Genomic DNA, 19,615 nt, shown 5'->3' with positions numbered 1-19,615 from the left:
ACCCTTGGTGTGATTTACCTTATCGCGCTCCGCCTGATTATTCCATGAACAGCATGGCAAGCCCCCGCCTGCGCGCCGCCAGATGGTTCACAGTCGAAGTCACTTGAAACCAAATGGTAGGCTCGCGTCGCAAAAGGGCAAGACTCATCGTCACGACGGAAAACAGCATGAAACAGACCCCACCGCTGCCATTTCCCTCGGATTGATGGCAGGCTGTCACGACAACCACGACTCCGAGACCACAGATCCCATGGTTCGCTTCGCCACCTTCAACCTCGCCTTCGATCGCACCGCCCCCAGCATGCTCTCCGGCGAACTCGCCCTGACCCGCGCCGCCCAGGACGCCCTGCTGGCCCGTCTCGCCGATGGGCGCCTGAGCGGTGCAGAGCAGACCAAAGCCAGCAACGTGCGACAGATCCGCAACGTCGCCGAGATCATTCAGCGCACCCGGCCGGATGTGCTGCTGCTGAATGAATTCGACAACGACGGCAAGGGCGAGCACACAACCGATCTCCAGGCCTTCAACGACCACTACCTGGCCCACCCCCAGCACGACGAGGTGGAGCCCATCCGCTACCCGGTGCTGCAGAACTTCGCCACCAACACCGGCCTGATGAGCGGCCATGACCTCAATCTGGATGGCAGGGTGAGCGGGCCGGACGACGCCTGGGGCTTTGGCAGCTACCACGGACAATATGCCTTAGCCGTCATGTCAAAGTTCCCCATCGACACTCAGGGGATCCGCACCTTCCAGACATTCAAGTGGAAGGACATGCCGGGCGAATCGAACCCCGTCATCGACGACTGCCACCACCCCAGGGCGCCGATCCCGGCCGGCCGCCAGTGCGGCGAGCCCTGGTATGACGAGGCCGCCTGGCAAACCTTCCCGCTCTCGTCCAAGAACCACGCCGACGTGCCGGTGCGCATCAGGCAGGGCGACAGGGAGGAGGTGGTCCACTTTCTCGTCTCCCACCCCACTCCCCCCATCTTCGCCAACGCGGCGCGCCACAACGTCAAGCGCAATCGGGCGGAGATAGCCTTCTGGCAGGACTATGTGGCAGGGGCTGGCTACATGGTGGATGACGCAGGCAAGGCCGGTGGGCTGCCCGCAGGCGCCAGGTTCGTCATCGCCGGGGATCTCAACGCAGACCCCCTGGCAGGGGACGGGGACAGGGGCGCCATCCAGGCCCTGCTGCGGCATGACAAGGTCAACCAGGCCGTCACCCACGGCGCCCTGATCCCGGTCAGCCAGGGCGGCCCCGAGAGTCTGGCCAAGGGAAGCGACTGCAAGCGCCACCACACTCGCCCACATCCGGCGCGCATCACCAGCAGCAGCGGCCTGCAGCTCGATCACCTGATCCCCTCCGCCAACCTGAACGCGGTCGCCTCGGGCGTGTTCTGGCCGGCCAGCTTCGAGCCTGGCTACCACCTGGTGTATGACGCCAAGCTGGGCATCGCCAAGGGAGTCAGCTCGGATCACCGCCTGGTGTGGGTGGATCTCGAGCTGGGTCCGGGTCGCGCTATCTGACGACCTCGATGGAGCAGACGCCGTCATGCCGCACCATGGTCGGGGCATCGGCATCCGGCATGACCAGACCCGGAGCATGCAATGCTGGCCCCCGAGCCCGCTTCTTCCCATGCTTAAGAGCACCGAACCAGCAAACGTCAGGAGAGAACCATGAAGACCCGGATGGAAAGAGACAGCCTGGGAGAGATAGCCGTCCCGACAGACAGACTCTGGGGGGCCCAGACCCAGCGCTCCCTGCATCACTTCAACATCTCGGGGGAGCGCCAGCCCATGGAGATCATCCATGCCCTGGCCCGTATCAAGTCCGCCTGCGCTAGGGTGAACCACGCCCTGGGGCTGCTGCCCGCCCGCAAGGCCCAGGCCATCATGGCCGCCGCCGACGAGGTGCTGTGCGGCCTGCACGACGCCGAATTTCCCCTGATGGTGTGGCAGACCGGCTCAGGCACCCAGACCAACATGAACCTCAACGAGGTGCTGGCGAACCGGGCCAGCGAACTGCTCGGCGGCCCGCGGGGAGAGGCGCGGCAGGTGCACCCCAACGACGAGGTAAACAAGAGCCAGTCCAGCAACGATGTCTTCCCCAGCGCCATGAACCTGGCGGCGGTCACCGCCATCACACAGCGGTTGCTGCCGGCCCTCTCCACCCTGAAACAGACCCTGGCAGACAAGGCCGCCGCCTTCGACCACATCGTCAAGATAGGCCGCACCCACTTGCAGGATGCCACCCCCCTCACCCTGGGCCAGGAGATCTCCGGCTGGGTCGCCCAGCTCGAACAGGGGGAGCGCCATCTCCGGGCCGCCCTGCCCCATCTGTGCGAGCTGGCCCTCGGCGGCACCGCGGTGGGCACCGGTCTGAACTGCCCCCCCGGCTTTGCCGAGGCGGTGGCCAGGGCTCTGGCCGAGCAGACCTGCCTGCCCCTGGTGAGCGCCCCCAACAAGTTCGAGGCCCTGGCGGCGAGCGATGCCCAGGTGCACGGCCACGGCGCCCTCAAGACGCTGGCGGCTTCCCTCATGAAGATCGCCAACGACGTGCGCTGGCTGGCGAGCGGCCCCCGCAGCGGGCTGGGGGAGCTTTGCATCCCCGAGAACGAGCCCGGCTCCTCCATCATGCCCGGCAAGGTCAACCCGACCCAGAGCGAGGCGCTCACCATGCTGTGCGCCCAAGTGATGGGCAACGATGTGGCCATCAACATCGGCGGCGCCAGCGGCAACTTCGAGCTCAACGTGTTCAGGCCCATGATCGCCCATAACTTCCTGCAGAGCGTGCGCCTCTTGGCGGACGGCATGCAGAACTTCCACGACCACTGCGCCGTGGGCATCACCCCGAACCAGCCCAGGATCGACGAGCTGCTGGCCCGCTCCCTGATGCTGGTGACGGCCCTCAACCCCCATATCGGCTATGACAAGGCCGCCGAGATCGCCAAACGGGCCCACCACCAGGGGCTGACTTTGCGGGAGGCGGCCATCGCCTCCGGCCACCTCACGGCCCAGCAGTTCGATGCCTGGGTGGTGCCCGCCGACATGGTGGGACGGCAGCCATAGGCCAACTCAGCCACCGGGAGTCAGATGCCGGTGCCTGCCCAGATGGTGGGACCAGGTACATGGAGGCGGTTAAAAACAGAAAGGGCGCCATGGCGCCCTTTTCATTAGCAAAGCCGTCTCAGCTTTTGCTCTGACAGTTGAACATCCAGCGGGTGCCGAACTTGTCCACCAGGGATCCGAAATAGTCGCCCCAGAACATCTCCTGCAGCGGCATCTCCACCTGGCCTCCCTCGGCCAGGGCCGCAAACAGGCGGTCGGTCTCGGCCCGGCTGTCCGGCTCCAGGTTGAGGTAGCTGTTGTTGCCCTGCACCAGGGTGAACCCCATGCTGGCGGGGGCGTCCGTGCCCATCAGCACGTGGCCGCCCAGGATCGCCAACTCCACATGCATCACCAGATCGCCATCTTCCTGTGACAGGGGCGGCTGACCCGGGCAGCCGGGGGACTCCTTGAATCTGTGGATGGGGCCGTTGAACTCGCCGCCGAACACCTCGCGGTAGAAGAGGAAGGCCGCCTCCGTCTCCCGGGCAAAATTGAGATAGGTACTGACACGCGCCATGGGTTTCTCCTTGTCACCTATGCTGACCACTGTGGCCAGCTAACAGCTTAGAAGAGCACGGGGCGCTGTCGGGTGGCGATCCGGCCCCCCTCCCCGCATGGGGAGCCGGGCTCGCTGGCTCCGCCCGGGCCACACCTGCAAAAAGTGCAACCCTACCCACAGATGGGTTGCACCTCTTATAGGCATTCATAAGGTGCATTGCCAACCCATTAATAATGCTGTGAAAAGGGCACGAACGGCGCGTTTGAAGAGAGTCCGATGAAGACTGACCTCATGGAGAAATTCAACAATGTAACCAATACATTAAAATTTCTTTCTTGAAGGTTGCACCTGGTTGCACCATCATCGGCAAAATTTAACCGTCCGGTAATATTATTACCTTATAGACACAGGAAGTCCCATGGCCACTACCACCCTCGGCGTCAAACTCGATGAAGCGACCCGCGACCGCCTCAAACAGGCGGCGCAGACCCTGGATCGCACCCCCCACTGGCTGATCAAGCAGGCGATCTTCACCTATCTGGAGCAGCTGGATCGCGGCCTGACTCCGCCCGAGCACTCCGGGCTGGCCGTTGCCGCCGGGGAAGAGGCCATCGAGACCCTCACCGAGCAGGGCATCCAGGTCTTCCTCGAGTTTGCCGAGAGCATCTTGCCGCAGTCCGTGCTGCGTGCCGCCATCACCTCCGCCTATCGCCGCCCCGAGACCGAGGCCGTGCCCATGCTGCTGGAGCAGGCCCGCCTGCCCAAGGAGAAGGCCGAGGCCACCCAGAAGCTGGCCATGGGCATCGCCGAGAAGCTGCGCAACCAGAAGAGCGCCAGCGGCCGTCAGGGCCTGGTGCAGGGGCTGCTGCAGGAGTTCTCCCTCTCCTCCCAGGAAGGGGTGGCATTGATGTGCCTGGCGGAGGCGCTGCTGCGGATCCCCGACAAGGCGACCCGGGATGCCCTGATCCGCGACAAGATAAGCGGTGGCAACTGGAGCCAGCATCTGGGCCAGAGTGCCTCATTGTTCGTCAACGCCGCCTCCTGGGGCCTGCTCATCACCGGCAAGCTGGTGGCCACCCACAACGAAACTGGCCTCAACAGCTCCCTCAAGGGGCTGATCGGCAAGGGCGGTGAGCCGCTGATCCGCAAGGGTGTGGACATGGCGATGCGCCTGATGGGGGAGCAGTTCGTCACCGGCGAGACCATAGCCGAGGCGCTGGCGAACGCGGGCAACATGGAAAACAGGGGCTTCCGCTACTCCTACGACATGCTGGGGGAAGCGGCCCTCACCGAGGAGGATGCCAAGCGCTATCTCGCCTCCTACGAGCAGGCCATCCACGCCATCGGCAAGGCCTCCCACGGCCGCGGCATCTACGAGGGGCCGGGCATCTCCATCAAGCTCTCCGCCCTGCACCCACGCTACAGCCGCGCCCAGTACGATCGCGTCATGGAAGAGCTCTACCCCACCCTGCTGGGCCTGACCCAGCTCGCCAGGCAGTATGACATCGGCATCAACATAGACGCCGAGGAGGCCGATCGGCTGGAGATCTCCCTCGACCTGCTGGAGAAGCTCTGCTTCGACTCGTCCCTCGCGGACTGGAACGGCATCGGTTTCGTCATCCAGGCCTATCAGAAGCGCTGCCCCTATGTGATCGACTATGTGATCGATCTCGCCAAGCGCAGCCGTCACCGCCTGATGATCCGGCTGGTGAAGGGCGCCTACTGGGACAGCGAGATCAAGCGCGCCCAGCAGGACGGCCTGGAGGGTTACCCCGTCTATACCCGCAAGCCCTACACCGATGTCTCCTATCTCGCCTGCGCCCGCAAGCTGCTGGCGGTGCCGGAAGCCATCTATCCCCAGTTCGCCACCCACAACGCCCATTCGCTGTCGGCCATCTACCAGCTGGCGGGGCAGAACTACTACCCGGGCCAGTACGAGTTCCAGTGCCTGCACGGCATGGGTGAACCGCTTTACGAACAGGTGGTCGGCAAGGTCGCCGACGGCAAGCTGGGTCGCCCCTGCCGCATCTATGCGCCGGTCGGCAGCCACGAGACCCTGCTCGCCTACCTGGTGCGCCGCCTGCTGGAGAACGGGGCCAACACCTCCTTCGTCAACCGCATCGCGGACAACAGCATCTCCCTGCAGGATCTGGTGCAGGATCCGGTGCAGCAGATCGAGCAGATGGCCGCCCGTGAAGGCAGCCTGGGTCTGCCCCATCCGCGCATTCCCCTGCCCCGCGAGCTGTACGGCGAGGCTCGCCCGAACTCCGCGGGTCTGGATCTCGCGAACGAGCACCGCCTGGGGTCCCTGTCCGCCGCCCTGCTCGCCAGCACCAACACCGCCTATCAGGCCCTGCCCATGCTGGGTAATGAACAGCCGGGCTGCGACACCGAGACACCGGCCCAGTTCCAGCACGTCGTCAACCCGGCTGATCACCGCGACGTCGTCGGTCAGGTGAGCGAGGCCAGCCCCGAGCTGGTGGACGGTGCACTGGCCTGCGCCCTCTCCAGCGGCCAGATCTGGCAATCGACTCCGCCGGCCGAACGAGCCGCCGTGCTGGACAGGGCCGCCGATCTGATGGAGTCCGAGCTGCAACCCCTGATGGGCCTGCTGGTGCGCGAATCCGGCAAGACCTTCGCCAACGCCATCGCCGAGGTGCGCGAGGCGGTGGACTTCCTGCGCTACTACGCCGCCCAGGCGCGCAACCACTTCGCCAACGAGAGCCACAGGCCGCTCGGCCCCGTGGTCTGCATCAGCCCCTGGAACTTCCCGCTGGCCATCTTCAGCGGCCAGGTCTGCGCGGCCCTGGCCGCCGGCAATACGGTGCTGGCGAAACCGGCGGAGCAGACCCCCCTCATCGCCGCCCAGGCGGTGCGCATCCTGCGTGAGGCTGGCGTCCCCGCCGGAGCGGTGCAACTGCTGCCTGGCCGCGGTGAAACCGTGGGTGCGGCGCTTATCGCGGACGAGCGGGTCCGTGGCGTCATGTTCACCGGCTCCACCGAAGTGGCGGGCATCATCTCCCGCAACCTGGCCGGTCGCCTCGACGCCCAGGGCCGCACCATACCGCTCATCGCCGAGACCGGCGGCCAGAACGCCATGATCGTCGACTCCTCCGCCCTGACCGAACAGGTGGTGATGGACGTCATCTCCTCGGCGTTCGACAGCGCCGGTCAGCGCTGCTCCGCCCTGCGGGTGCTGTGCGTGCAGGACGATGTGGCCGAGCGGGTGATCCGCATGCTAAAGGGCGCCATGGCCGAGTACAAGGTCGGCAGCCCGGAGCACCTCTCCACCGACATAGGCCCTGTCATCGACGCCGAGGCCAAGGCCAACATAGAGCGCCACATCAAGGCCATGGGGGACAAGGGTCGCCGGGTGCACCAGATTGCCCGCACCCAAGAGGGCGCCTGCAACCGCGGCACCTTCGTGCTGCCGACCCTGATCGAACTCGACAGCCTGGATGAGCTGGGCCCGGAGGTGTTCGGCCCCGTGCTGCACCTGGTGCGCTACCCGCGCGCCAAGCTCGGCGAGCTGCTCGCGCAGATCAACGACAGCGGCTACGGCCTGACCCTGGGAGTCCATACCCGGATCGACGAGACCATAGCCCAGGTGGTCAACACCGCCAAAGTCGGCAACCTCTACGTCAACCGCAACATAGTGGGCGCCGTGGTCGGGGTGCAGCCGTTCGGCGGCGAGGGGCTCTCAGGCACAGGTCCCAAGGCGGGCGGCCCGCTCTACATGTACCGTCTGCTTGGGGCGCGTCCTCAGGAGGCGGTCGCCAACCAGCTGCACCAGGAGCAGGGGGCAACCCCGCAAGCCGAGGCCGCCAAACCGGCACTGCTGGCCTTGCGTGGCTGGGCAGCCAAGCAGGCACCGGCACTGGTGGCCCTGTGCGATCGCTACGGCGAGCTGGCGCTGAGCGGCCTGACCCAGCTGCTGGTCGGCCCCACCGGCGAGCGCAACAGCTACAGCCTGCTGCCCAGGGAGCGGGTGCTCTGTCTGGCCGCCGACGATCAAGAAGCCAGGGCGGATCTGCTGGCCCAACTGGCGGCCTGTCTGGCCGTCGGGACGCAAGTGCTGTGGCAGGACAATGCCCAGAACCGCACCCTGCTGGCCAGCCTGCCCAGCGAGGTACAAGGGCGTATCCAGCTGGTGGCGGACTGGGCCAACAGCGACATCGGCTTCGATGCCCTGCTGCACCACGGTGACTCGGATCAGCTGCGGGAAGTGGCCAAGCTGGCCGCCGCCCGTGCTGGCGCCATCGTCGGCGTATACGGCCTGCACCGTGGCGAAACCGACATCCCCCTGGAACGCCTGCTGATCGAGCACGCCCTCTCGGTCAACACCGCCGCCGCCGGTGGCAACGCCAGCCTGATGACCATAGGCTAAGCGTCGCGCTTAACGGCACAGAATCGAGCCCCGCCAACGCGGGGCTTTTTATGATCCTTCACCGATCAAAAAGGCCGCTCGCGATATCACGCGAGCGGCCTTTTCATTGATTAATCCCTCTCCCAGCAGAGAGAAAACTGTGGTCGTCACTCCCTTCTCCCCTTGCGGGAGAAGGGTCGGGGATGAGGGGGGTTAAACGTACTCCATAAATACCCGAGAAGTGAGCTTGGTGATCAGCTCATAGGGAATGGTGCCTATCTCCTCGGCGACCCTCTCCACCGGCAGGTCCTCGCCCCAGAGCACGGCCTCGTCGCCGGCCTTGTCGGTGGCGCCTGGGCCCAAGTCCACCGTGGTCATGTCCATGGAGACCCGACCCACCAGGGGCACTATGCGGCCATTTACCAGCACCGGCGTGCCGTTGGGTGCCATGCGGGGATAGCCGTCGCCATAGCCGATGGCGATGACGCCGACTCGGGTATCCCGGGTCGACACCCAGTTGGCGCCATAGCCCACAGGCTCCCCCGCCTTGTGATCCCGCACCGCGATGAGCTGGGTCTTGAGGGTCATCACCGGCTTGAGGTCATAATCCGCCGCCACAGTGTTCGGGAAGGGGGAGACGCCGTAGAGGATGACGCCGGGGCGGATCCAGTCGCAGTGGGAGTCCGGCCAGGCCAGGATGCCCGCCGAGTTCGCCATGGCGCGCTCGCCTTTGAGCGGTGCGGTCAGGCGGCTGAAGAGATCGATCTGCTCGCGGGTGGTGGGCTGCTCGATCTCATCGGAGCGGCTGAAGTGGGTCATGATGTTGAACGGCTGTACCACGTTCTTGCACTTGCCGAGGCGCTCGATAAAGGCGGGCATCTCCTCGGCCCGCACCCCGAGCCGGTGCATGCCGGTGTCGAGCTTGAGCCAGGCCACCACGGGAACCGGCAGCTCGGCCTGCTCCAGGGCCTCGAGCTGCTCCCAGGTGTGCACCGCGGTCTGCAGGTTGTTGGCCGCCAGCACCGGCAGATCCGCGCTCGAGAAGAAGCCCTCCAGCAGCACTATGGGTTTGACCACGGCGCAGGAGCGCAGCATCAGCGCCTCCTCGATGCGGGCCACCGCATAGGCGTCCGCATCCACCAGGGTGCGGGCGACTGGCAACAGGCCGTGGCCATAGGCGTTGGCCTTGACCACGGCGATGATCTTGCAGGAAGGGGCGTGGCGTTTGACCACGGCGAGGTTGTGGCGCAGGGCCGCTGTATTGATCTGGGCGATAGCCGCTTTCATCTGTTTTCCCTTACGAGGGCATGATAATCAGGCACCGGGTGGTGTCAGCCCTCAAATCTCATCGTCTAAGGCCGGACCGGCAGAATTGTCGAACCGGGAAAACAAGCCCTGACGGTCGGCCACTATCTGAGTTGGCTATCAGTCAGGGCAGTTGTAGTGATGGCTACGCAGCCCTCACCTTGGGTTTACATCAATAGTCATCGTCAAATGCCGGGCCGGCATAGTTGTCGAACCGGGAGAACTGACCCTGGAAGGTGAGCCGCACCCGGCCTATGGGGCCGTTACGCTGCTTGCCGATGATGATCTCGGCAATCCCCTTGTCGGGACTGTCGTCGTGATACACCTCGTCGCGGTAGATGAACATGATCAAGTCCGCGTCCTGCTCGATGGAGCCCGATTCCCGCAGATCCGAGTTGACCGGGCGTTTGTCGGCCCGCTGCTCCAGGCTTCGGTTGAGCTGGGAGAGCGCCACCACAGGGCATTGCAGCTCTTTCGCCAGCGCCTTGAGGGAGCGGGAGATTTCACCGATCTCCAGGGTACGGTTGTCAGACAGCGCCGGTACCCGCATCAGCTGCAGGTAGTCGATCATGATCATGGACAGACCGCCATGCTCGCGGGCGATACGCCGCGCGCGGGAGCGTACGTCGGTCGGGGTCAGGCCGGAGGCGTCATCTATGTACATCTTGCCCTTCTCCAGCAGCAGCCCCATGGTGGAGGAGAGGCGGGCCCAGTCCTCGTCGTCGAGCTGACCGGTCCGCACCTTGGTCTGGTCGATGCGTCCCACCGAGGCGAGCATACGCATGATGATCTGCTCCGAGGGCATCTCGAGAGAGAAGATGAGCACCGGCTTGTCGGCGGTGAGGGCCGCGTGCTCGCACAGGTTCATGGCGAAGGTGGTCTTGCCCATGGAGGGACGGGCGGCGACGATGACCAGATCCGAGCGCTGCAGGCCGGCGGTCATCTTGTCGAGATCGCCATAACCGCTTGAAACCCCGGTCACCCCGTTGTGGGGGGTCTTGAACAGCTCCTCAATCTTGTCGACCGTCTGCTCGAGGATGAGCTTCAAGGGCTGGGGGCCCTCGTTGGCGCTGGTGCGCTGCTCGGCGATCTTGAACACCTTGCTCTCGGCGAGATCCAGCAGATCGCCGGAGGTACGCCCCTGAGGCTCGTAGCCCGCCTCGACTATCTCGTTGGCGACCGAGATCATCTCCCGCACCACGGCGCGCTCGCGCACGATTTCGGCGTAGGCACTGATGTTGGCGGCACTTGGGGTGTTCTTGGCGATCTCCACCAGATAGGCGAAGCCACCGGCCTCCTCCAGCTGCTCGGAGCGCTCCAGCTCCTCCTGCAGGGTAATGAGGTCGATGGGGTTGCCGGCGTTGGAGAGCCTGTCCATGGCCTGGAAGATGAGCCTGTGGGGCCGGCTGTAGAAGTCCTTGTCGATCACCCGCTCGGCCACCCGATCCCAAGCCTCGTTGTCCAGCATCAGGCCGCCCAGTACGGACTGCTCTGCCTCGAAGGAGTGGGGGGGAACTTTCAGCTGTTGTGTCTTGGCGTCTTTTTTCGCCGTCACTTGCTCTGCCATACACCTAAAAACCGCAGCGGGAAGGGGACGGGAATTTTACAAAAGAAAGCCCGCCACCGCGAGCGCTAATCTGGCCAGAGGCCGGATCGCCCCGCGCGCCCGCGCCGCCCTTGCCAGGGGGGCGCCACTCGGGCAGGCTGTCGCCTCCTTACTTCGTTCATGAATAATTCATGCCTGGGGTGTTACTCCTAGCGCCAAGCTGCGCCACATAGCGGGACTGGCAGCCTGCCATGCGCCTTGCCACTAGCGGGACATGCCCCACCCATAGCTGAGAGTGAAACGCGTCAAAATGAAAAAAATGCTGACCCTGTTTGCCCTGATCCTGGCCATTGGCCTGGGGGCCCCCATCGCCGAAGCCAAGAAATTTGGCGGCGGCAAATCCTTTGGCAAGAGCTACAAGACGGCGCCGGCCCAACCGGCGGCCAAGCCTGTCGACACCAAGAACCCGACTGTGGGTGCCCAAGGGGCGCCCAAGAAGAGCGGCATGATGGGCGGTCTGCTGGGTGGCCTGCTGGCCGGTGGTCTGTTCGCCTACCTGCTGGGCAGCGGCGCCTTCGAAGGCCTGCAGGGCATGGACATGCTGCTGATCGCCGCCCTGGCCCTCGGTGTCTTCTTCCTGATCCGCACCCTGCGCCGCAGCAAGGCGGCCCAGATGTCACCCCAGCAGCGAACGGCCTATGCCGGCTACCAGCCTCAGGCACCCCAGCAGTTCGAGCAGAGCACCAGCGCGCCGCAGGCGACCGGTTTCGCCGACAGCGACGTGCCCTTCCGCCTGCCGCCGGGCTTTGACATGAATGGTTTCCTGTCCGGTGCCCGGGATCACTACCGCACCCTGCAAGAAGCCTGGAACCAGAACGACCTGGAGAAGGTGCGCGAGTACGTGAGCCCCGAGCTGTTCGAGCAGCTCAAGGCCGAGCGCGCCGAACTCTCCGGCGAGCAGCATACCGAAGTCATGTACGTGGACACCCAGCTGGTTCGCGCCGACCACGGCAGCGACTGGGCCCAGGTGAGCGTACGCTTCAGCGGCCGCTACATGGACCGTCAGGAGCAGGTCGAGGAAGATATCAAAGAGGTGTGGCACCTGGAGCGCAACCTGGCCAAGGCCGGCGCCCCCTGGCATATCGTGGGTATCGAGCAGCTCTGATCCCGCGCTCTGCAGGATGAAGAAAGGCGACCTTGCGGTCGCCTTTGTCATTGGCGGGCCCGGGGCTCAGCCCTCGCTTTCGACCCGGCATGCGCCCTGCCCACCTGCATCCCCCTGGGCCTTGCGAATCAAGCCTGTGTCCGCCGCCGTGCTCACCTTAGCTGGCGCGCCTCACCTCCTCCGCCCATGCCATGCAACCCGGTACTCCATCGGCGGCGCTCACGCTCGGCCGCCCCGATGCCAAGGCAGATGCCGGCAAGGCTGGCTCACTCCCTGACCCATTCCCTGACTCATTCCCTGAGCCACCCCAGCGGCTCTCCCATGGCGATACCACCGGCGCGGCTACCTGGGGCCACGCGCCAAGCCCCTGAACGGACACTGGGTTCTCCCCATGGTTCCTTGGAAATAACCAGATGTCGGCGCCTGGGCAAGGCGCCACTGTGCCGCGCCCCGGTTCCCAGGGCGGCATCGAGGCCAGCCGGCGTCGTCGGGCCTCCCCTCTCCCTCGGTCCCGGCCATAAAAAAAGAGCCCTCCCGGGCTCTTTCTCATGACGCGGATCCGGTGCCTTAGAGGATAAAGGTCGACACCTGCTTGCTCAGATCCGTGGCCCGGCCCTTGAGGCTGTGGGCCTGATCCAGATCGCGCATGGCGGAGGCGGTGATCTCGTCGGTCACGTCCTTGATCGCCGTGGTGTTCTGGGTGATCTCGCCGGTCACCTGGGTCTGCTCCTCGGCGGCGGTCGCTATCTGACCCGCCATGTCGGAGATAAGGGAGACCGCCTGGGTGATCTCTTCGAGGGCGGCGGCGGCGGCATCGGCATCCTGCACGCTGTTGTCCGCCAACCCCTGGCTGGTCTGCATCAGGCTGACCGCACGGGCCGTGGTCTGTTGCAGCGTCTCTATGGTGGACTGGATCTCCTGGGTGGAGTCCTGGGTGCGGCGGGACAGCACCCGCACCTCGTCGGCCACCACGGCGAAGCCGCGGCCCTGTTCGCCGGCCCGGGCCGCCTCGATGGCGGCGTTGAGCGCCAGCAGGTTGGTCTGCTCGGCGATCCCCTGGATGGTGGAGAGGATGCCGGAGATGGCCTGGGCGTGGCGGCTCAGCTCGCCGATCACCTCGGTCGCCTGCCCCACTTCGTTGGCCAGGCTGTTGATGGATTGCCGGGTCTGGTTCACCAGCTGCTTGCCCTGCTCGCTGCTCTGGGTCGACTGCTGGGCCGCCGCCGCCGTGTTCTCGGCGTTGCCGGCGATCTCCATGGTGGCGCTGGCCATCTCGGTGACGGCGGTGGCGACCATGGTCACTTCCTGCTGCTGGCGCTGCAGCTCTTCCACCGCGGCCTGGTTGGTCACCAGGCTGCGCTCCGCGTCCGCATCCAGCTCATTGGCCAGGTTGCGTATGTGACCGATCAGCTGATGCTGGCTGCCGACGAAGCGGTTGAAGCTGTCCGCCAGCTGACCCACCTCGTCGTTGGCATCTATCTTGATGCGCTGGGTCAGATCGCCGTTGCCGTCGGCGATGCGGGCCAGGGCCTGGGAGACCTTGACCAGGGGGCCGAGCAGCAGGCTGACCAGCCAGGAGATGGCGAGTATGCTGCCCACCAGCACCACCAGGGCCATGGCGAGCTGGGTCATCAGCAGGGAGGAAAGCGGCGCCTCCAGGGTCGCCTTGTCCAGTACCAGCACCAGCTCCCAGTCGGTGCCCGGCACATCGACCGCCAGCAGCAGCTTGTCGCGGCCCTCGCCGTCAAAATAGGCTGGCACCAGGCTCTGGCTCGCCTTGCTCTGCTCGATCAGGGCATTGGTGAGATCGCTGTCGATCTCGGTGGCCGGCTTCATCGCCTTGGCGGCATCCTTGTAGGCGATGACGGTGCCGTCCTTGTGCATCATGATGGCGAAGCCGTCGGCGGGCAGCTTCATCTTGGTGATGTCTTCCACCAGAGAGGCGATGGAGAGATCGCCGCCGACCACACCGCCCTGGGCCGGCTGGGCCAGGGTGACCACCATGACGTTGTAGGCCACGTCCAGATAGGGCTTGGTCACTATCATGCCCCCCTTGGCCATGGCCTCCTGATACCAGCCACGGGTGCGGGGATCATAGCCATCGCGGTTGATGGAGGGGTCCGAGTCATGCATCTTGCCACTGCCCTCACCGAAGTAGGTGAGCTGGAAGCGACCGGAGACCTGGGCCTGTTGCAGGGCATCGAGGGGCTGGGCACTGGCCTTGTTGCCCAGGGCCTGGATCACGTCCCGGCGGGCACTCAACCAGTCACTGACACTCTGTGCCTGTTGGCCGCCCAGACGCAGCACCTGTTCCTGACTGCCTTGCAGCAGCTGGTTTTTCTGGCTGGAGTAGCTCTGCCAGGAGAGCAGCAGGATCACCAGAGAGAGCGCGATCACCACAGACATCAGTATCTTCTGCTTGAGTGAGAGGTTTTTCATCATGTGTGCTTCTTATGTCAGGAAGAGGGTGTGCCCACCGATGCCATCGGCATCTTAGTCTTGCAGCAATGAATAGCGGCCGGTGGCAGAAAACCTGAACCCCAATCTGGCCGAACCGGCAAAATTTTCGACGCCATGGCCAAGAATGCGCCACTAATTGCCCCATTGAGGGCGACAAGGGCGGGGCAACCCTGTTTATTCCTTCCGCAATTGGCTAGAATATCCCGTTTTTAAATCACATCGACCCCGAGAGTTTTCACGATGTTTGAAGTCAATCCTGTATTAAACAAGCTTAAGGAGCTGTCTGAGAGGACCGAGCTGCTTAGGGGGTACCTTTGACTATGACGCCAAGAAAGAGCGTCTAGAAGAGGTCAACGCCGAGCTGGAACAGCCGGACGTCTGGAATGAACCCGAGCGCGCCCAGGCCCTGGGCAAGGAGCGCGTCGCGCTGGAAAACGTGGTCGGCACCATAGACGTCTTGACCCAGGGCGCCGACGACGTGGCCATGCTGGTCGAGCTGGCCGTGGAAGGCGAGGACGAGGACACCTTCAACGAAGCCGTGGCCGAAGCCGACGGGCTGGAGGCCAAGCTGGTGGATCTCGAGTTCCGCCGCATGTTCTCCGGTCAGCACGACGCCTCCGACTGCTACATCGACATCCAGTCAGGCTCGGGCGGCACCGAGGCCCAGGACTGGGCCAACATGGTGCTGCGCATGTACCTGCGCTGGGGCGATGCCCACGGCTACAAGCCCGAGCTCATCGAATGCTCCGAAGGGGACGTGGCCGGCATCAAGTCCGCCACCATCAAGTTCACCGGCGAGTATGCGTTCGGCTGGCTGCGCACCGAGACCGGCGTACACCGTCTGGTGCGAAAGTCTCCGTTCGATTCCGGTGGCCGTCGTCACACCTCGTTCTGCTCCGTGTTCGTCTATCCCGAGATCGATGACGACATCGACATCGAGATCAACCCGGCTGATCTGCGCATCGACGTCTACCGCGCCTCCGGTGCCGGTGGTCAGCACGTCAACCGGACCGAGTCCGCGGTGCGTATCACCCACATCCCGACCGGGGTGGTGGTGCAGTGCCAGAACGACCGTTCCCAGCACAAGAACAAAGATCAGTGTATGAAGCAGCTGAAGGCCAAGCTCTACGAGCTGGAAATTCAGAAGCAGAATGCCGAGAAACAAGCCCTGGAAGAGACCAAGTCCGACATCGGCTGGGGCAGCCAGATCCGCTCCTACGTGCTCGATGACGCCCGTATCAAGGATCTGCGCACCGGCGTCGAGACCCGCAACACCCAAGGGGTGCTCGACGGCGACCTGGACAAGTTTATCGAAGCCAGCCTGAAGTCAGGCCTGTAACACGCAGCAGCAGGAATCACCATGTCTGAACAAACCACAACTCCGGAAGTCGACCACAGTCTCGAACTGAACAACGAGATGACAGAGCGTCGCGCCAAGCTGGCCGCCTTGCGTGCACAGGGCAATCCCTTCCCCAACGATTTCCGTCGTGACAGCCTGTCGGGCGATCTCCATGCCGAGTTCGACGCCAAGAGCAGCGACGAGCTGGTCGCCCTGGGCAAGCGGGTTTCGATCGCCGGTCGCATCATGACCCGTCGCATCATGGGCAAGGCCTCCTTCGCCACCCTGCAGGACATGGCTGGCAAGATCCAGATCTACGTGACCCGTGACGACCTGCCGGAAGGCTTCTACAACGAGCAGTTCAAGAAGTGGGATCTGGGGGACATCGTCGGTGTCGAAGGGACCCTGTTCAAGACCCAGACCGGCGAGCTCTCCGTCCACGTCGAAGGCATCCGCCTGCTGACCAAGGCCCTGCGCCCGCTGCCCGAGAAGCACAAGGGTCTGACCGACCAGGAAGCCCGCTGCCGTCAGCGTTACCTGGATCTCATCGCCAACGAAGAGTCCCGCAAGACCTTCGTGACCCGTACCAAGGTGGTGGCCGGTATCCGCAAGTTCCTGAACGACAAGCGCTTCATGGAAGTGGAAACCCCCATGATGCAGGTGATCCCGGGTGGCGCCTCCGCCCGTCCCTTCATCACTCACCACAATGCGCTGGACATCGACATGTACCTGCGTATCGCGCCTGAGCTCTATCTGAAGCGTCTGGTGGTCGGTGGTTTCGAGCGTGTCTACGAGATCAACCGCAACTTCCGTAACGAAGGCATCTCCGTTCGCCATAACCCCGAGTTCACCATGCTCGAGTTCTACATGGCCTACGCCGATTACATCGATCTGATGGATCTCACCGAAGAGATGCTGCGTACCCTGGCCCAGGACATTCTGGGGGACACCAGGATCCGTTACGCCAAAGAGGGCGAAGAGGGCCTGACCATCGATTTCGGTCAGCCGTTCCAGCGCCTCTCCATGGTGGACTCCATCCTCAAGTACAACCCGGATGTGACCCGCGACGATCTGGCCACCCTGGAGAAGGCCAGCGCCGTCGCCAAGGGCCTGAAGATCGAGCTGATGAAGAGCTGGGAGCTGGGCCACGTGATCACCGCCATCTTCGAAGAGACGGTGGAACACATGCTGCTGCAACCCACCTTCATCACCGAGTACCCGGCCGCCGTCTCCCCGCTGGCCCGTCGCAACGACCAGAACCCGGACGTCACCGACCGCTTCGAGTTCTTCATCGGCGGCCGCGAGCTGGCCAACGGCTTCTCCGAGCTCAACGATGCCGAAGATCAGGCCGAGCGCTTCCAGGCCCAGGTTGACCAGAAGGCCGCCGGCGACGACGAAGCCATGTTCTACGACGCCGACTTTGTCACCGCGCTGGAACACGGCCTGCCGCCCACTGCCGGTCAGGGCATTGGCATCGACCGTCTGGTGATGCTGTTTACCAACAGCCACACCATCCGCGACGTCATCCTGTTCCCGGCCCTGCGTCCGCAGAAATAAGACGTGCAGACAGCCAGCTCGTCAGGCCAACCCTGACAGCCAGTACCACGAGAGGCCCCGCCATGGCGGGGCCTCTTTTTTATGGTCACGGCGCGGCAATCACGGCGCAGCAAAGGCGGCCCATGGCCCTCAGCCGAGCGGGGCAACCACTCCCCTCACCTCTGGATCAGGGCCTGCTGCGATCCCCCTCCCTGCACCACCAGGGCGGGATTGCCGGTGAAAGGGTCCTGGGCGAAGGCATTGACGTGAAACAGCTGGATCATGGTCTCTCCTGACGAGGGGGAAGTGGGGATTGGCACGCGCAAATCCGGGGGAAACGCCGCACCGCCATGGGCGCCATCCCGCGTCCGGCGCCCGTCCGGTACTTTTTAATGCCTCAATCGAATAAAAAAGACATTTTTATTCTTTGTTGTTATCCATGCCAACCCTTACCCTGACCAAAAATCAGACCATGGAAGACGTGTGTGATGCAAGTGACGGACTCTTTGACCCAGATAACCCCCCTCTCCGATGAACAGCAGCGCCAGCTGAGCCAGGCCCTCGCCACCCTCAACAGCCAGCAACTGACCTGGGTCAGCGGCTACCTCTATGGTCTGGCCCAGGCCGGTGGCGGCGTGGCGGCGGCGCCGATCCCGGCCGCGGCGGCCGGCGGCAGCCTGACCATTCTGTACGGCTCCCAGACCGGCAACGCCAAGGGGGTGGCCAGCGCCATCCACCAGCAAGCCCAGGCACAGGGACTGCCGGTGACCCTGGTCTCCATGGCGGACTACAAGCCCAAGCAGCTCAAGAAGGAGACCCACCTGCTGGTGGTGGTGAGCACCTATGGCGAGGGCGAGCCGCCCGAGCCCGCGGTGGACCTGCACGAGCAGCTCAAGAAGGGCAAGCTCGGCAAGCTCGACGGCGTCAAGTTCGCCGTTCTGGGGCTGGGGGACAGCTCCTATGAATTCTTCTGCAAGACAGGCCAGGACTTCGATGGCTGGCTGGCCCAGGCCGGTGGCGAGCGCATCGCCCCCCTCGCCAGCCTGGACGTGGATTATGAGGCCGGCGCCAAGGCCTGGAGCGAACAGGCCCTGGCCGCGGTCGCCGCGACCCTGAATGCGGGCCCGACCGGCTCTGTGGCCGGTGCCGTCAAGGCGGCAGTGGGCCACAGCCAGTTCGACAAGGCCAACCCCTTCCCGGCGCGCCTGTCGGTCAACCAGAAGATCACCGGTCGCGACTCCACCAAGGACATACGCCACATCGAGATCAGCCTGGAAGAGTCCGGCCTCAGCTATCAACCCGGTGACGCCCTCGGGGTCTGGTTCGACAACGACGCCGATCTGGTGGGAGAAGTGCTGGCCCTGACCGGCCTCACCGGTGACGAGCCCGGCGAGCACGGCTCCCTGCGCGATGCCCTCACTCGCCACTTCGAGCTGACCCGGCTGCACGGCGGCTTCATCACCGGGCTGGCCGAGATCTCCACCGATGCGGCGCTCCATGACATCGCCGGTGACAAGGCCCAGCTCAATGCCCTGGTGGCGTCCGCCCAGGTGGTGGATGTGCTCAAGCGCTTCCCTACTCCCCTTGGCGCCGAGCAGCTGACCGGCCTGCTGCGCCCGCTCACCCCTCGCCTCTACTCCATCGCCTCCGCCCAGAGCGAGGTGGAAGAAGAGGTCCACCTGACCGTGGGCGTGGTGCGCTACCCCCAGGAAGATGGCACTGTGCGCAGTGGCGCCGCCTCCTCCTATCTGGCCGACAGGCTGGATGACGGGGCCGAGGTGCGGGTGTTCGTGGAGCACAACGACAACTTCCGCCTGCCGGCCAATCCCGATACCCCCGTCATCATGGTGGGCCCGGGCACCGGCATCGCCCCCTTCCGCGCCTTCTTGCAGGAGCGAGACGCCATCGGAGCCTCTGGCAAGAACTGGCTCTTCTTCGGCAACCCCCACTTTACCCAGGACTTCCTCTATCAGGTGGAGTGGCAGCGTTATGTGAAATCTGGCCTCTTGTCGAAGATCTCCCTGGCCTTCAGCCGGGATCAGGCCGAGAAGATCTATGTGCAGGATCGCCTGCGCGAGGCGGGGGCCGAGCTCTACCAGTGGCTGGCAGCCGGCGCCCACTTCTATGTGTGCGGCGACGCCAACCACATGGCCAGGGATGTGCAGGAAGCCCTGCTGGATGTGATTAGCGAGCACGGCCACAAGAGCCGTGAGGAAGCAGAAGAGTATTTGAGCGAATTGCGTCGTGCCAAACGTTATCAAAGGGATGTCTATTGATGAGCAAGCAACCT

General features: G+C 64.4%; 11 protein-coding genes. 7 read left to right on the top strand and 4 right to left on the bottom strand.

Features of this window, described 5'->3' with window-relative positions:
- Positions 1-205 precede the first annotated feature (205 nt).
- Together ACLHZ1_RS06580 and fumC are read left to right on the top strand one after the other, a co-directional pair.
- Positions 206-1,528, top strand: a complete 1,323-nt coding sequence (locus ACLHZ1_RS06580; protein ID WP_427261437.1) for an endonuclease/exonuclease/phosphatase family protein — start codon at positions 206-208, stop codon at positions 1,526-1,528.
- Between the two features lie 150 nt (positions 1,529-1,678).
- Entirely contained in the window at positions 1,679-3,070 is a 1,392-nt protein-coding gene (gene fumC, locus ACLHZ1_RS06575) for a class II fumarate hydratase (protein WP_427261436.1), read from the top strand.
- A 118-nt stretch (positions 3,071-3,188) separates the two neighbouring features.
- On the opposite strand, the gene ACLHZ1_RS06570 is transcribed toward fumC, so the two are convergent.
- Positions 3,189-3,626 carry a VOC family protein gene (locus ACLHZ1_RS06570; RefSeq protein WP_427261435.1) on the bottom strand — a complete coding sequence of 146 codons (438 nt, stop codon included), beginning with the start codon at positions 3,624-3,626 and terminating at the stop codon, positions 3,189-3,191.
- Positions 3,627-4,026: 400 nt separating this feature from the next.
- Between ACLHZ1_RS06570 and putA the strand changes: the two genes are divergently transcribed.
- Entirely contained in the window at positions 4,027-7,995 is a 3,969-nt protein-coding gene (gene putA / locus ACLHZ1_RS06565) for a trifunctional transcriptional regulator/proline dehydrogenase/L-glutamate gamma-semialdehyde dehydrogenase (protein ID WP_427261434.1), read from the top strand.
- A gap of 192 nt (positions 7,996-8,187) precedes the next feature.
- Here putA and alr read toward each other — a convergent pair whose 3' ends face one another.
- Complete coding sequence (alr, locus tag ACLHZ1_RS06560) at positions 8,188-9,261, bottom strand: alanine racemase (protein WP_427261433.1); 1,074 nt, start codon at positions 9,259-9,261, stop codon at positions 8,188-8,190.
- A 190-nt stretch (positions 9,262-9,451) separates the two neighbouring features.
- Positions 9,452-10,846 (bottom strand): replicative DNA helicase, encoded by a 1,395-nt coding sequence (dnaB, locus tag ACLHZ1_RS06555; protein ID WP_427261432.1) that lies wholly within the window; start codon positions 10,844-10,846, stop codon positions 9,452-9,454.
- Between the two features lie 289 nt (positions 10,847-11,135).
- Here dnaB and ACLHZ1_RS06550 point away from each other — a divergent pair, with 289 nt between their 5' ends.
- Positions 11,136-11,990, top strand: coding sequence for a Tim44 domain-containing protein (locus ACLHZ1_RS06550; protein WP_427261431.1), 855 nt, complete (start codon positions 11,136-11,138; stop codon positions 11,988-11,990).
- A gap of 567 nt (positions 11,991-12,557) precedes the next feature.
- Here ACLHZ1_RS06550 and ACLHZ1_RS06545 read toward each other — a convergent pair.
- Complete coding sequence (locus ACLHZ1_RS06545) at positions 12,558-14,429, bottom strand: methyl-accepting chemotaxis protein (RefSeq protein WP_427261430.1); 1,872 nt, start codon at positions 14,427-14,429, stop codon at positions 12,558-12,560.
- Positions 14,430-14,690: 261 nt separating this feature from the next.
- Between ACLHZ1_RS06545 and prfB the strand changes: the two genes are divergently transcribed.
- From prfB to ACLHZ1_RS06530, 3 genes are all read left to right on the top strand, one after another.
- A protein-coding gene (prfB, locus tag ACLHZ1_RS06540; RefSeq protein WP_427261429.1) for a peptide chain release factor 2 occupies positions 14,691-15,789 on the top strand; the annotation gives its coding sequence in 2 pieces (ribosomal slippage) (positions 14,691-14,765 and positions 14,767-15,789; 1,098 coding nt in all).
- Positions 15,790-15,810: 21 nt separating this feature from the next.
- The gene (gene lysS, locus ACLHZ1_RS06535; protein WP_427261428.1) at positions 15,811-17,346 is read left to right on the top strand and encodes a lysine--tRNA ligase; all 1,536 of its coding nucleotides are present in this window, start codon (positions 15,811-15,813) and stop codon (positions 17,344-17,346) included.
- Positions 17,347-17,813: 467 nt separating this feature from the next.
- Positions 17,814-19,601 (top strand): assimilatory sulfite reductase (NADPH) flavoprotein subunit, encoded by a 1,788-nt coding sequence (locus tag ACLHZ1_RS06530; RefSeq protein WP_427261470.1) that lies wholly within the window; start codon positions 17,814-17,816, stop codon positions 19,599-19,601.
- The last annotated feature ends 14 nt before the right edge of the window (positions 19,602-19,615 follow it).

This window comes from Aeromonas sobria (assembly GCF_050266975.1).
GTDB classification, from domain to species: Bacteria; Pseudomonadota; Gammaproteobacteria; order Enterobacterales; family Aeromonadaceae; genus Aeromonas; species Aeromonas sobria_B.
Note: the sequence above shows the minus strand (reverse complement) of the source record. Positions and strands in the feature narration are given on the sequence as shown.